The organism is Wohlfahrtiimonas populi, from assembly GCF_002006795.1.
GTDB classification, from domain to species: domain Bacteria; phylum Pseudomonadota; class Gammaproteobacteria; order Cardiobacteriales; family Wohlfahrtiimonadaceae; genus Wohlfahrtiimonas; species Wohlfahrtiimonas populi.
The window spans coordinates 168154-182652 of record NZ_MVDN01000002.1 but is presented as its reverse complement, the minus strand read 5'-3'; the positions used below and the strand labels follow the sequence as shown (position 1 = coordinate 182652).

Here is a 14499-nt window from a genome sequence, read left to right as displayed (position 1 = left end):
TGGTAAATAAGGGGTTGCGTTTAACGGTGAATTGTATATAATTCATTTCTCTTTTGGAGGTGTGGCCGAGTGGTTGAAGGCACCGGTCTTGAAAACCGGCAACGGGTTAAACCGTTCGTGAGTTCGAATCCCACCACCTCCGCCACCTTATATGGTAAAGCTAGCCTATCGGCTAGCTTTTTGTTTATACCAACATAAAGAATATTTGCATTGCAATTAATTGCAAAAAATCCATTTTTACAGATAATATTTTATGTTTTAACGCTGCTGTTATAACTTGCACTCATAAATCTTAGGTTCGGAATGACATTTATAATGTCGACAGTCAATTAAAGATAACCATAAATTGATGATAATAGATTCCTTAACAGACATAAAATTTTAAAAACTTATTTCATATTATCTTTTTATTTCAAATGTTCAACAGACTATTGATACTAGCAGTTACTACATCATAAAAAGAATGATTAATTTATAACGGCTGGCTTTTTTTAAAAATGGTATAAAATTTCGACAAAAATTTAAACCGATAAAAGATATGAAAGTAAAAATAATATTGGGGATTGTACTAACAACTCCCATTGCAATGGCTCAGTTTAATGATTTCAGTGCGGACATTATCAGAAATGAGCAGCGCAATGAGCAATTGAGAAATCAGATTAATCCTCAAGTGGATGCTTTGTCTGATTCTCCTCAAAAAGCAGTGCCTGAAAAACAGCCTGTGTTATCTGATTTAGAAGAGAGTGTTTGCTTTCCTATTGATAACATTCATTTAAAAGGTGAATGGGAGCAAACATTCCAACCATACTTTAAGCAAGCGTTGAATGCATTAAAATTCTCACCGGGTGATTGTATTGGTTTGAATGGAATCAATCTCATTATGGCTAAAGCACAGAATAATATGATCAGTGCAGGTTATGTCACAACAAGAGTATTGGTGGAGCCCCAAGATTTAACACAACGAGAACTGAACTTGACGTTGATGGCAGGTAAGCTTCGTGCAATCCGTGTTAACTCAGATAATTTAGCAGAAACTCGAGCGCATAGGGTGGTTCTAACAACCAATGTGTTTCCCATGGAATCTGGAGATTTATTGAATCTTCGAGACATTGAGCAAGGTTTAGAAAATCTAGAAAGAGTGCCTACTGCAACGGCAACGATGGAAATTGAGCCTGGAGATGAGCCCAATGAAAGTGATTTGATAGTGACATGGCAGCAAAGGGCTGTACCTTATCGTTTGACGTTGAGTGTGGATGATTCAGGCAGTAGAGAAACTGGTAAAAATCAAGGTAGCATTACTTTTTCAGGGGATAGCATATTTGGTTACAGCGAATTAATTTATCTCAGTTTAAATCGTGATCTTGGGCATAAAAGCCGAGGATCAGATAGCAGTGGTAAAAAAGTGATTGGTGGTACTAATGGTTATGCCTTCCATTTTTCTGTGCCCTATAAAGATTGGATGTTTACAGTGAATGCGAGTAAATATCATTATAATCAAGCAGTAGCAGGCAGCTTCCAAATCTATAATTATAATGGTGACAGTAAAGCTGCTGATATCAGTATTTCTCGTTTGTTGTATAGAGATAGTTATCGTAAAACAACTGCATCATTAAAAGGTTGGCAGAGATCATCGCGCAGTTACATTGATGATGCGGAATTGACTATACAACGGCGTAAAGTTGTTGGTTGGCAGCTTGGTTTAGATCATAGAGAGCATATTGGTCGATCAGTTTTAGATTTAGGTTTATCTTATAAACGAGGTACAGGTGCAGCTCATGCTTTGAGAGCACCAGAACAAGATTTTGGTGAAGGCACTTCTCGTGTCAAAATTTTCCTTTTAGACCTGAATTTAGGCGTTCCTTTTAATATTGGGCAGCAAAATTTTTACTATAACAGCGCATTCCATGGACAGTGGAGTCGAACACCTTTGACATCACAAGATCGAATTTCTATTGGTGGCCGTTATACTGTTCGCGGTTTTGATGGTGATATGACTTTGATGGCAGAAAAAGGCTTCTATTTAAGAAATGACTTGGCATGGTACTACAAGCCAGCGCATCAATTTTATGTTGCTCTAGATGGTGGTTATGTCTCAGGTCCATCCTCCAAATGGCTATTAGGTAAAGAGTTAGTTGGCGCTGCTATAGGTTTTAAAGGTCAGTTTGATATAGGTGGCAAGTTAAGTTATGACTTATTTGCTGGTAAAGCCCTCAAAAAGCCAGAACATTTTAAAACTAAAAAGATAGCCCACATAGAGCTGCTGCTATGTTGTCAAAAAAAGAATTAGAAAAAGGTTCAACCTACTTAGTAAAAGGTGGAGATGGCAAAGAATATATTTTATTACAAGCTAAAGGGGAGCTTGATGGTGTAGCAGGTATTTTTGAATATTTATATGATCCAGTAACAAAAGCAGTTACTCATCAAAGGTATATAAAAAATGGCAAAATTACAGGAAGACCGAATCAAAAAGTAGGAAGATAGTTTATATGAAAAATATTATTTTTGACCAAAGCTTAATTACGCCTAAAATTAATATAACATATGATTTTATGGTGAATGCTCTTGATACTATATCTTGGAAAGAATTGCTTTGGGGGATAAAAAATCACATTATAAATAGTGATGTTATTAATGCAATTGCATATGATAAATATTGTTTAGATGATGAGAATGATCAAATTTTATTGCTTACTTATCAGAATGAGGATGATTATAGTTTCTTACACAATTTATGTTTATTATCTTCTAAAGAAGATACTGACATAGATTATAATAAATTGTTATATTTAATATTATTTTGGCTATATAGTAATCAAGAAAAATATAATGATCCTATGAAAATAATTGAATTGATTTATGCAAATTTTGATTATCCAGAATCATTAAAAAGCTTTATTGGGTATGAGTCATATGATGGAAAATGTTTTGGGAGGCAATATATGTACGATAATTGGTTTAGATATATTAATGAAAATAAATTAAAATATAAGAGCATTAATAGATAAAATTTGTTTATTAAGTGTATTAGTTCCGATTTGATCGTACATAGCACTTGAAAAATTGAGCATAACCAGTTTTGATGTGGATATCTAATCCTTAATTCAAAACTTAAAGAGGTTATGCTCATGCTGTCATACTAACAATCCAATTATCAAACATAAAGCAGGTTTATTAAATTTTGCTGAAGAATTAAATAATGTCTCTCAAATCTGTAAAATCAAGGTGTTTGAGCCTGTAATATATTTTGTGTAAGTTAAGTTTGTTACAAATAATCAGTCACTTGATTATCAAAGTGAATCATAAGCCAATTCATTGCCGATCGCCAATTTTTGATCGGCATCGTCTATTTTTGAGAAGCACTTTCGACTGCTAAATAGATCGCCTTTTTGCTGAATCATCGGATGAAAATATCTTTCGTTTCTCCGTGCTATTGAGCGATTCTATCGCATTGGTATAAACAGCTCTACGAATCTCTTCTGGATAGTCAAAAATAGAGCGGATGTTAGCCTAATGATTATGTCAAGACTTCGCTATTTTAGGATATTTATTCGCCCACTCTTTTTCAAAAATATCTAAAGCCTTGAGCGTATTATCCTCAGTTAAAGATGGAGTTCACACTGAACTGTGGTGATTGCTCTGGAAAATTTTGTACTGATTATAATAGCAGATTTGGAGAATGAGAGGAAAAATGCCCAAGTAGATTCAGAAAGTATTCAAAATGGCTTGATTAAAACATTGTCGAATTAGAGATGCTAATACATTTATACAAAAAACTGTGCAATATATACCTAATATAGCTAATGGTCATGCATTTCAAAAGCATGTCATTAATGGAAAAGAGTTTGAAGATTTAGGTATTAAAACAATTGATGATTTTCAAAGGCATATTAATAATATAATTGAAAACCCTTCTAGTATAATAAAAAAACTGGAACGTGATAGAGTTGCTTTTTGGGATGATGCTAGTGGTACTCTTATAATTTTTGATCCTAGAAGTAAAGATAAAGGTACTGCGTTTAGACCAAAAAATGGAAAGTCTTATTTTGATAATGATATTAGATAGTTATAGGTGTTATATGAAATTAAAAACAATTGGAGAAGATGAAATTACAATTGGTTTTTCAAAAGATGAGCTTTTTATTTTGAGAGGAGTTTTTGCTGAGTTATTTTCAGATGTATCAATTGAAATTGATATACAGGAGTTTTCAATAGTTACTGGAATAACTGAAGAAGAATTGAAGGATTTTAAAAAAATAATGTTAAAAATTTATGATGAGCTTCCTCGATAATATCCTGTAGTACACAGATTTTCTCAGGAGTGTCAGAGGCTAAAATTCAAAAAATATTTATGAGTTTGGGTGTAGATAAAATGCCTTTACCTCGCCCTAATACTGGAAATGCAACTATACACAATTTAGAACTTGTGGATGGGAGCCAAGTAACATTGAGGAATGTAACAAAATCTACAGGAAAGTGGACTATAGATGTTATTCATCCAAATATTAATTCTGGCAAAAGAGTGGAGTTTAAATTTGATTAATATAGATAAAAATACTTTATATGAGATGACAATAAAGTTAGCATTTGGTTATTCCTTAAGTACATTTTGGCAACATATATATGTCGATTTGAATAATAATGGGATATTAATTCCAGAATTATTATCTATTGATGGAGTTCAATTTAGGGAATGTTTATTTTTAACATTTTTAAAAAAAGCGTTTTTAGATAATAAAATAAAATTTGTTAAGAATGGAACAGAGGAAATTATAGATCTTCCTATAGATGATTTAATTTCGTTAATTAAATCATCTTTGCCAGCATATAATTCGGAAGATAGCAATGATGATTTAGATGATATTGGTATGTGGTTCTGGGTAAAGTGCCCTGTTGGGATAGTTTGGGTCTGTGAAGATAGCAGTTATATTTGGACTTGACTTATTATTTATCAAAGGAACTAGCCATTAATAAATAGTCTGTAAATAGTACCCCAAAAATTGGATGCAACTTTTGGGGTATTTTTATGTTCTGGTTAAGCTAAACGAGACACTTTTATTTGAGAACTTTCAAATGTAAATTAGCTCACTTCCAGAGCAATATTCGCAAGAACGTAGCCATGTTTGGTAGAGAATTATCTACAGCGGAAAAGTTATTACTAGAGGGAGTAACGATGCTTCCACTTGTAGGTGAGCGTGATGCCTTTGAAATCCTTATTAATGGAAAAAGTTTGACGGGTGATGATACAAATCGATTATGGGGATTATTAAGTGTATTAACATTAGGTGTTGGTCAAAAATTTAGGGTAGTAGATAAGGCTAAAGATGCTGTTTATGAAGTAACAGTAACAGGTAAAGCTGCAGCAGGTCATGGTGGATCGTACATTACTACTCATAATAGGAAAGTAATTCAGACGGTTATTGATGGCAATCCTATTATTTTCAAAGTGAATGATGGACAATTAGGAAAAAAACTTGGTAAGCATGTCTCCGATTTTGGATTAGATCCATCGAATGCTAAGGATAGAGAAATAGTAATGAATATCATTAAAAATATAGGAAAAGAGCCAGAGAGAGTTATTAAAGGAACGTTTCAAGGACAGGGGCCTAATAATACAAGAGGAAATGTATTATTCATGATTAAAGGTAAAGATGTTGTTGTGACTAAACCAAATGGAGAAGTTGTTACCATTCTAGAAAATGGTATAAATAATAGTTCTGTAAAAGCTGCATTAAAAGGAAATAATTAAAATATGTTTAGCAATATATTGTATTTTAAAAAAATGATCAGTCATAGAATTGTAAAAATTTATGGGTTAGTTTATTTTTATAACGACGTTCGAGATAATATACAAGCGCTCCAAATGGTATTTGATAATAATGAAAAAATAATAGTAACTTGTGCTTCAGATGGCGAAAGTATACAAATTAAAGATACCGAATTAAATGCTATTGATATGGGGGATTCTGGAAAGCTTATTATAGAGAACTTATCGAATGATAGTTTTTTTTGCAAATTTATAAATATTCCTTTGGATGATTGTAATTTTATTTATTCTAAAAGAGGAAGAGTAAATATGGGGATTCATCTTTCTTTTATTAACAATAAATCTATAAATATATTAGTTTTAGGAGATGATCTGTTTTTTTATGAACAAATACCGAAAGAAATTGAAATTGAAGAAGAACTGTATGAGTAATAACGAAGAAATTGGATACTATATTATTTAGTAATCTTATCTAAAAATTAAGAAAAAATATTAAAATCAAAAGCTATTCATGAGTGGTTTGTGAATAGCTTTTCATTTTTACCAACATTATTCAGGATCACCTATCACCTATGCTGTCAAATCTAGATATTTTTACTTGGGAGATTTTCATTATGCAGCTTGATGCTCATAATATAAATTTGCTAGCTGCCTTGGAGACATCCAACCTAATAATTTTTAAATATAAGGAAATATTATGAAAAATTTATAGATGTATGATTATAAGCTATGCTGAAAACTTAGACCAAAACTTGGGAATAAATCACGATCATGATAGATTCGATCAGTTAACGATTATCATTCTGAGCTAAACCATGACCAAAACCAAAGCAACATTCATAGGATTAATTGCCATTGTACTGTGGAGCTTTATTGTGGCTTTGATTCGTGTTGTGAGTAAAAATTTCGGCACAGTGGGCGGTGCTGCTTTAATGTATACAGTTGCCTCTGTCTTTTTGCTATTTTCAGTGGGTTTTCCCATAATTCGCCACTTTCCTAAAAAATATCTCATCATTGGTGCTATTCTATTTGTCGCCTATGAAATCTGTTTAGCATTGTCCATTGGTTATGCAAATAACGGTCGGCAAGCAATAGAAGTTGGAATGATCAATTATCTTTGGCCAACATTAACAATCATCGCGAGTATTCTATTTAATCAGCAGAAAACCACTTGGTTGGTGATTCCAGGATTTATCATCTCAATGGTTGGTATTACATGGGTTTTGGGCGATGAAAGTGGATTGAACTTCTATTTGATGTTTGCCAATATTCAAGAAAACCCAATGAGTTATATTTTGGCATTTGTCGGGGCGATTATTTGGTCTGCTTATTGTGTTGTGACAGCTAAATATGCTGAAGGTAAAAATGGTATCACACTGTTCTTTATCTTGGTTGCCATAACATTGTGGATTCAATATGCCTTTGTGGGCGTGAATGAATTCAACTTTACTTGGAAATCTACACTCTATTTATTGTTAGCCGCTTCTGCTTTGGGCTTTGGTTATGCAGCATGGAATGTTGGGATTTTGCATGGCAATGTCATGGTATTGGCAACAGCATCATATTTTATTCCGATATTTTCTGCATTTTTTGCAGCAATGGTGTTAAATGCCACATTATCTTTAGGGTTTTGGCAGGGCGTGATTATGATCTGTATTGGCTCATTATGTTGTTTCATTGCTACACGCAAAAGATAAATGGGATTAAATTTATATATATAAAGGATCAAAAATGTTGGCAGAAGCAACGCATTACATTGTTTTAATATTAAATATATTTTCGGTATTGATTCTATTGGTGGGCGCGATCAAAGCATTGTTTGGCTTTGCGCTCAATGAATGCAAAGGCAATAGTCAACTGGATATAGCGCATAAAAATAATAAAATTAAGATTTACTTGGGTTCCTATATATTATTAAGCTTAGAAGTACTGATTGCTTCAGATATCATCGAAACGATTATGAATCCAACATTGGATGATATTTTAGTTTTAGCGGGTATTGTGGTGATTCGTACGACTATTTCATATTTTTTAGGCAAAGAAATTGAAGCAGCAGAAAAAGAGTAAAATATCATTATCTAAACAACGAAGAGGAATGGTTATATGAAATCAACAGTAATTGCGACAATTTTAGGTTTAGGATTAACATTGAGCATGAGCCAAGCACAACCAGTGAGTGTTTTGGGTGATGACGAAGTCTTTTTGATTGTGAAAGGTCAAACAGCAGAATGCATGGGCGTTGGTCCAATGGAATGTTTACAGGTGAAAAGTTCATTTGATCAACCAGAGTGGGAAAACTTCTTTGCTAACATTCAAGGATTTGAATTCACAGAAGGTGAATCTACATTGTTGAAAGTTAAAACAACGAAGATTGATAATCCTCCAGCGGATGCGCCAAATATTCGTTATGAATTAGTTGAAACAGTTGCTGTGATGCCAAGTGTAAGCCAACCAGTTCAACCAAAATAAATCACTATAAAATATAGCAGAATAGGTTTAAAACTATTTTTCTAATAATCTCGCCCTACAGGCGAGATTTTAATTTTGTTGTTATTCTTAAATTGGTTTAACTAATAGTGATTAAATTTTAGATTCAAAAGGGAGCTTAGCTCCCTTTTTTATTGTCTACAATTTCTGTGGATAAGCATGTGAAGAAAAATTTGGGGTTTTGTGGGAAATTTTCCCACCGATTATGCTGGCTTGAATAAATTTCAATAATATCAATGGTTTGATGTTATTTTTAACCCTGTGATTTTCAAAAATCATAGGGTTATTTTATTTTTCATAGCATAAAAATAATAATAATTGAGCTGTTTTTAAATAAAAGTGGAAAAAAGTGGGGGAAAGTGGTAAAAAGTACATCACGAATACTATATTTGGATTTTTATATTGCCATGTCAGATTTCCAACACATTTCTGTCCTTTTAAACGAGGCGATTGACGCACTAAATATTCAATCAACAGGTATCTATGTTGATGGGACATTTGGCCGTGGTGGTCATTCTTCTCAAATCTTAAAAAGATTAGAAACAGGACGCTTGATCAGCATTGATAGAGATCCAACGGCGAAGCAGTGTGCCGAAGAACGATTCGCAAATCAACCTAATTTCACTTTTTACGCAGGTTGCATGAGTGAAATTAGAGATGCTGTTGCCAAGGCAGGTGTGGAGCAAGTGGATGGCGTATTGCTAGACATCGGTGTTTCATCACCACAATTGGATGATGCAGATCGTGGGTTCAGCTTTATGAAAGATGGCCCTTTAGATATGCGTATGAACCCAGAAGCAGGTATGAGCGCGGCAGATTGGGTGGCGGAAAGTAGCTTTGAAACAATGGCAAGCGTGTTTCGTGAATTTGGCGAGGAAAAATTTCCAGGCAGAATTGCGAATCAGATCATAAAAAGCAGGGAAATTGCTCCAATTACTACCACTCATCAGTTGGCGGCAATTATTGCAGAAGCTGTACCCTTTAAAGATAAACATAAGCATCCTGCAACACGTGTGTTTCAGGCAATTAGAATCGCTGTGAATGAAGAGCTGACAGAATTATCTAAAACGCTTGAAGCAGCTTATTCAATCTTAAAGCCAGGTGGTCGTTTAGTTGTGATCAGTTTCCATTCATTGGAAGATCGCATCGTGAAAAACTTCATGAACAACTACGCGAAGCCTAAAGATTTGATGCCAGATTTACCTGTGGCGCAGTTTGTAGAAGCACCAACATTAAAATTAATAAGTAAACCAGTTAAAGCGAGTGACGAAGAATCACTTAATAATCCAAGAGCAAGAAGTGCAATAATGAGAATTGCGGAGAAATTACCGTGAAAACAACTATAATGATTATAACATTGGGAATGATTGCAACAGGTATTGGGATGTTTAAAATTAAAACAACTCAAGAACAGCGTCATTTAGCGAACCAATACGAGAAAGCATTGAGTCATCAAAATGAGTTAAATGCTGAGTGGAATAAACTTAAATTAGAAGAAAGTATGTTGATTACATCTGTCTTACTAGATCACAACATTCGTGAGCGTATGGGAATGGTTTTGCCAAAGCAAGACAGCATCGTTTACGTAGTTGAACAAGGTAACTCTGCTTTAGTTAGTACAAGTAACGATAATGAGCGTTATGTTCAATAATTGTTATGGCTAAAACTAAACCCGAGAAAGTACAGTCATCTGTCAAAAATACTCGACGCGTTATCGTGTTGGGTATTTTTTACGTTTTGGGATTGCTACTTTTAGTCAGTGCATTTGGTTTACAGATCGTTGAACAGAAGTTTTTACAAACACAAGGTAATAACCGTGTCATTCGTACTGTAGAAATGCCAGCAGTGCGCGGTATCATTATGGATCGCAATGAAGAATCATTGGCCGTTTCCACAGAAGTTTATTCTGTTTGGGCAGATCCTTATATTCTATTAGATTATACCGAATATTTTTCAGCATTAGCCAAAGCATTGAACATGGATGAAGGTCATTTAAATGAGCTCATCAGAAAACGTGAACAATCACGTTTTGTATGGTTAAAGCGCCAAATGCCACCGCATGAAACCAATGAATTAGCTAAACTCAATTTGCCAGGTGTTTTCATTGAAACGGAATATAAACGTTTCTATCCTGATGCAGAAATGACAGCACAATTGTTAGGCTTTACGAACTCTGAAGATGTTGGGATCGAGGGCATAGAATTAACTTTTGATGAGCATCTCAAGGGTAAAATGGGGCGCAAGCAAGTCATTCGTGATACGAAAAATCGTGTAATTGATCAGTTGCGTATCGTTGAGCCAGCTGTAGCAGGGAATGATTTGGTGTTAACCATTGATCGTCGCGTTCAATTGGCAGCTTATCAAGCATTGAAAAGTGCCATTATCGAGCACAATGCCAAAAGTGGTGCAGTGATGGTTGTGGATGCTTGGACAGGTGAAGTTTTAGCGTTAGTGAGCCAGCCTTCAGGCAACCCAAATAACTTGCAACATCGTATTCCTGAATTGATGAAAAACCGTGCAATTTCAGATGCCTTTGAGCCAGGTTCTACGATTAAACCATTTGTTGTGGCTTTAGGGCTGGAATCGCGCAAATGGAAACCTGAATCCATTGTGGAAACAGGCTATCAATTTAAAGTGAATGGCAATGCGATTAAAGACGTATCTAAATCCAATAGCATGAACTTAATCACTGTATTGGTGAAATCCAGTAACATTGGTGTGGCAAAAATTGCTTTATCAATGCCACCAGAAGTTCTATGGAATTTATATCAAAATCTTGGCATTGGTACACGAACATCTTTGGGCATTAAAGGCGAGCAATCCGGTCGTTTAGGCAGCGTGAAGCCATGGCAGCGTAATCAATTTGAACATGCGACCAAATCATTTGGTTATGGTATTAGTGTAAATGTTGCACAATTGACGCAAATGTTCTCAGTGTTTGCCAATGATGGTGTATTGCAACCTTTGAAAATTGTGAAAAATTCCCCTAAAATTTCTGATAAAGAGCCACAGCGTATTTTCTCTAAGCATGTGAATGAGTCAATGGTGCATATGTTGGAGCGCGTGATCACAGATAACCCAACAACTAAAGCAAAAGTTGCCAATTATCGCGTTGCAGGTAAATCAGGAACAGCGCGTAAAATCGAAAATGGCCGTTATAGTAGCTCAAAACATAGAGCTTTCTATGCAGGCTTTGGTCCTGTTTCGAATCCACGTTATGTTGTGGTTGTTATGATTGATGAGCCATCGAAAGGGCAATATTATGGTGGTGCGGTTGCAGGGCCTGTTTTCTCTGCGATCATGGGTGATACACTGCGTATTTTGAACATCAAACCAGATGGATTGACAGAATTGCCAAAACTGCAATTGATCTCCAACTAGTGAACTTTAGATAGAGGAATATTATGAAACTCTCTCAGTTATTTTCAAATTTAGATTTAGCCAAAGCATTACAGGATATTGTGATCAAAGGATTATCATCGGATAGTCGTTATGCAGAAAAAGGTGATCTGTTTTTTGCTTTACAAGGCGAACATAATCACGGCTTGGATTATATAGATGCATTGAGAGAAAAAGGTGTTGCTGTTATTTTCTATGAGGGCAATTACGATAATATTCCAACAGATATTCCTACATTTAAAATTTCCAATGCATTAGAGTTAATGCATGTAACTGCACCCATTTTCTATCGTGAATCATTGAAAATGGCAACATTGATCGGCATTACAGGCACAGAAGGCAAAACATCTGTGGCAATGTTTACCGCACAAGCATTACAGAAGTTTGGTCGTCATGTGGGCATGATTGGTACTAATGGTATTGGCCCATTGCATGATTTAAAAGAAAATACACACACAACGCCTGATTTTTTAGCGCTGTATCGCTCGATTGACCAAATTGTGAAAGCTTATCCTGCACATAACGAGATTGATATTGTATTAGAAGTCACTTCACATGCATTGGATCAAAAACGTGTGAATGGCTTGTCGTTCGAAGTTTCAACTTTTTTGAATTTAGCGCGTGATCATTTGGATTATCACAATACGGTAGAGGCTTATCGTGAAGCGAAAGAACGTTTATTTAAAGAATATGCATCGAAAGCTTCTGTACTCAATATTTCAGATGCTGTGGGTAAAGATCTGTTTGATTATCTGTCTGCTAAAAATGATCGCCCATTGTTTCCATTCGGTGAAGGAGAATGTGATCACGTAAACTATTTGAAAATCAGCGACATTGATCTACATGCACAAGGTTTGCGTTTTGTTGTAACTTATCATGGTCAAAGTTATGCAATTGAAAGCCCATTATTTGGTCATTTCAATGCTTATAACCTGGTGGCAATGGTTGGGAATTTATTGGCGATGGGCTTGCCAATGGATAAAATCAGCAGAATTTTGCCTGAAATCACATTGGTGAAAGGTCGAATGGAAGCGTTACAGTTACCGAATGGTGCAGTCGCTGTGATCGATTATGCTCATAAGCCAAATGCTTTACTACAAGCATTGAAAGCATTGAAAAAACATATTTCCAATGGTGATTTATACTGTATTTTTGGTTGCGGTGGTGACCGTGATCGTGGTAAACGTCCATTAATGGCGGAGATCGCAGAAGAATATGCAGATCATGTGATTGTCACGAATGATAATCCAAGAACAGAAGATGAAAAGTTTATTGCAGATGAAATCTTCACAGGATTCAAAAATCCAGAGCAGAATATTGAACGAATTTTAGATCGTAAAGAAGCCATTGTGAATACATTGGCGAAAGCTCAAGCAGGCGATATTATTTTGATCGCAGGTAAAGGGCATGAAGATTACCAAATCATTGGTAAAACCAAACATCATTTCTCTGATGCTGAAGTTGTGTCAGCATTCATTCATAAAGGATAGTCAAAGTAATTTATGAAATTATCAGATGCAGCAAAAATTTTAAATGGCGAGTTAAAAGGTGAAGATGCAATTTTCTATGGTGCATCGACAGATACTCGTTCCATTCAAGCTGGGCAACTTTTCTTTGCATGGAAAGGTGATAAACATGATGCTCATAATTTTCTCGATAGCATTGAAGCACAAGGTGCGATTGGTGCAATTGTAGAGCGCTATACGCCATCTGTGAACATTAGCCAGATCGTGGTGAAAGATAGTCAAAAAGCTTTGGGTATTTTAGCGAAAGAGTGGAAAAAACAGTGGAAAGGCACAGCGATTGCTTTAACAGGCTCCAATGGTAAAACCACATTGAAAGAGATGATTGCCTCTATTTTGAGAGAAAAAGGGCAAACATTGGCAACAGAAGGCAATTACAATAATCATGTGGGTTGCCCTTTAACTGTGCTCAAATTAACAGATCAGCATGAATATGCTGTGATTGAAATGGGTGCCAATCATTTTGAAGAGATTCGTTATCTCACTAAAATTGTGCAACCAAATGTTGCCATCGTGAATAATGCTGGCCCTTGCCATTTAGAAGGCTTTGGTAGCATTGAAGGCGTTGCAAAAGCTAAAGGTGAAATCTTTGAAGGTTTAGCGAAAGATGGCATCGCAATCATCAATGCTGATGATGATTATGCAAAATATTGGTTAGGCATCAATACAGATCATAAGATTATGACATTTGGCATTCGTAATGATGCCGATGTAATGGCAAAAAATATTCAAAAGCAATCTTTCGAATTAGTTATTCATGGTGAATCTATTCATGTGAATTTGCCATTGGTTGGCGTTCATAATATTTTGAATGCATGTGCAGCAGCAGCAGCAACTTATTCTGTGGGTGTAACTTTAGCTGAGATTAAGCAAGGCTTAGAGAATTTACACTGCGTAAAAGGTCGCTTGGAAAAAATTCAATTATCTCCGAATCATATTTTAATTAATGATGCTTACAATGGTAATCCTGCTTCATTGAAAGCTGGGATTGATGCTTTGGAAGGCATTGCGGATCATACTTGGTTAGTACTAGGTGATATGCGTGAATTAGGTGATTTGGCGGTTTCAATGCATGAAGATTGCGGTCGATATGCGAAAGTTAAAGGCTTTGATCAGTTATTGGCTTTGGGTGAGTTATCTCAAAAAAGTGCAGAAGCTTTTGGTGAAGGTGGTCGCCATTTCACAAGTCATGATGATATCATTGCAACCTTGCAAGAAAATTTGAAGGCCATTCAAAATGAGTCGGTGGCAATCTTGGTGAAAGGCTCTAACTCAATGAAAATGTTTGTTGTTGCTGAAGCAATGATGAAACAATAAAGGATCAAA

At 35.2% G+C, this 14499-nt stretch carries 16 protein-coding genes, 1 tRNA gene and 1 pseudogene; 17 read left to right on the top strand and 1 reads right to left on the bottom strand.

The annotated features are described in order from the left end of the window. The first annotated feature begins 55 nt into the window (after window positions 1-55). The 4 genes from BZK16_RS03775 to BZK16_RS03760 all read left to right on the top strand — a co-directional run bounded on the left by BZK16_RS03775 (window position 56) and on the right by BZK16_RS03760 (window position 3005). Window positions 56-145, top strand: a tRNA-Ser gene (locus BZK16_RS03775). Window positions 146-538: 393 nt separating this feature from the next. Continuing rightward, on the top strand, window positions 539-2287 hold the full coding sequence (locus BZK16_RS03770; protein ID WP_077927563.1) for a ShlB/FhaC/HecB family hemolysin secretion/activation protein: 1749 nt from the start codon (window positions 539-541) through the stop codon (window positions 2285-2287). Then, window positions 2266-2481, top strand: a complete 216-nt coding sequence (locus BZK16_RS03765) for a hypothetical protein (RefSeq protein WP_077927562.1) — start codon at window positions 2266-2268, stop codon at window positions 2479-2481. Before BZK16_RS03770 ends, BZK16_RS03765 begins: the two co-directional genes overlap by 22 nt. Window positions 2482-2486: 5 nt before the next feature. After that, the gene (locus BZK16_RS03760) at window positions 2487-3005 is read left to right on the top strand and encodes a DUF2247 family protein (protein WP_077927561.1); all 519 of its coding nucleotides are present in this window, start codon (window positions 2487-2489) and stop codon (window positions 3003-3005) included. Between the two features lie 257 nt (window positions 3006-3262). Here the strand turns inward: BZK16_RS03760 and BZK16_RS14535 are convergent. After that, window positions 3263-3600 (bottom strand): annotated as a pseudogene (locus BZK16_RS14535) (transposase); the annotation flags it as partial. Window positions 3601-3775: 175 nt separating this feature from the next. On the opposite strand from BZK16_RS14535, the gene BZK16_RS03750 reads away from it, so the two are divergent. The 13 genes from BZK16_RS03750 to BZK16_RS03690 all read left to right on the top strand — a co-directional run bounded on the left by BZK16_RS03750 (window position 3776) and on the right by BZK16_RS03690 (window position 14490). Further along, a complete protein-coding gene (locus BZK16_RS03750) occupies window positions 3776-4063 on the top strand; it encodes a hypothetical protein (protein WP_077927560.1) in 288 nt (95 codons plus the stop codon). Between the two features lie 13 nt (window positions 4064-4076). Beyond that, window positions 4077-4289, top strand: coding sequence for a hypothetical protein (locus BZK16_RS03745; RefSeq protein WP_077927559.1), 213 nt, complete (start codon window positions 4077-4079; stop codon window positions 4287-4289). 195 nt (window positions 4290-4484) lie between these two features. After that, on the top strand, window positions 4485-4937 hold the full coding sequence (locus BZK16_RS03740) for a DUF596 domain-containing protein (protein WP_077927558.1): 453 nt from the start codon (window positions 4485-4487) through the stop codon (window positions 4935-4937). 179 nt (window positions 4938-5116) lie between these two features. Continuing rightward, window positions 5117-5746 carry a hypothetical protein gene (locus BZK16_RS03735; RefSeq protein WP_143691133.1) on the top strand — a complete coding sequence of 210 codons (630 nt, stop codon included), beginning with the start codon at window positions 5117-5119 and terminating at the stop codon, window positions 5744-5746. A gap of 3 nt (window positions 5747-5749) precedes the next feature. Next, window positions 5750-6196 (top strand): hypothetical protein, encoded by a 447-nt coding sequence (locus tag BZK16_RS03730; RefSeq protein WP_077927556.1) that lies wholly within the window; start codon window positions 5750-5752, stop codon window positions 6194-6196. A gap of 383 nt (window positions 6197-6579) precedes the next feature. Then, the gene (gene yddG, locus BZK16_RS03725) at window positions 6580-7461 is read left to right on the top strand and encodes an aromatic amino acid DMT transporter YddG (RefSeq protein ID WP_077927555.1); all 882 of its coding nucleotides are present in this window, start codon (window positions 6580-6582) and stop codon (window positions 7459-7461) included. Window positions 7462-7495: 34 nt separating this feature from the next. Next, the gene (locus BZK16_RS03720; protein ID WP_077927554.1) at window positions 7496-7831 is read left to right on the top strand and encodes a DUF1622 domain-containing protein; all 336 of its coding nucleotides are present in this window, start codon (window positions 7496-7498) and stop codon (window positions 7829-7831) included. 36 nt (window positions 7832-7867) lie between these two features. Then, the gene (locus BZK16_RS03715) at window positions 7868-8233 is read left to right on the top strand and encodes a DUF4377 domain-containing protein (protein WP_077927553.1); all 366 of its coding nucleotides are present in this window, start codon (window positions 7868-7870) and stop codon (window positions 8231-8233) included. A gap of 425 nt (window positions 8234-8658) precedes the next feature. Next, window positions 8659-9585 carry a 16S rRNA (cytosine(1402)-N(4))-methyltransferase RsmH gene (gene rsmH, locus BZK16_RS03710; RefSeq protein ID WP_077927552.1) on the top strand — a complete coding sequence of 309 codons (927 nt, stop codon included), beginning with the start codon at window positions 8659-8661 and terminating at the stop codon, window positions 9583-9585. Next, window positions 9582-9902, top strand: coding sequence for a cell division protein FtsL (gene ftsL / locus BZK16_RS03705; protein ID WP_233145182.1), 321 nt, complete (start codon window positions 9582-9584; stop codon window positions 9900-9902). Before rsmH ends, ftsL begins: the two co-directional genes overlap by 4 nt. A gap of 5 nt (window positions 9903-9907) precedes the next feature. Then, window positions 9908-11632: a peptidoglycan D,D-transpeptidase FtsI family protein gene (locus BZK16_RS03700; protein WP_077927550.1), complete on the top strand. Its 1725-nt coding sequence runs from the start codon at window positions 9908-9910 to the stop codon at window positions 11630-11632. Between the two features lie 23 nt (window positions 11633-11655). After that, window positions 11656-13140 (top strand): UDP-N-acetylmuramoyl-L-alanyl-D-glutamate--2,6-diaminopimelate ligase, encoded by a 1485-nt coding sequence (locus tag BZK16_RS03695; RefSeq protein ID WP_077927549.1) that lies wholly within the window; start codon window positions 11656-11658, stop codon window positions 13138-13140. A 12-nt stretch (window positions 13141-13152) separates the two neighbouring features. After that, window positions 13153-14490: a UDP-N-acetylmuramoyl-tripeptide--D-alanyl-D-alanine ligase gene (locus BZK16_RS03690; protein WP_077927548.1), complete on the top strand. Its 1338-nt coding sequence runs from the start codon at window positions 13153-13155 to the stop codon at window positions 14488-14490. The last annotated feature ends 9 nt before the right edge of the window (window positions 14491-14499 follow it).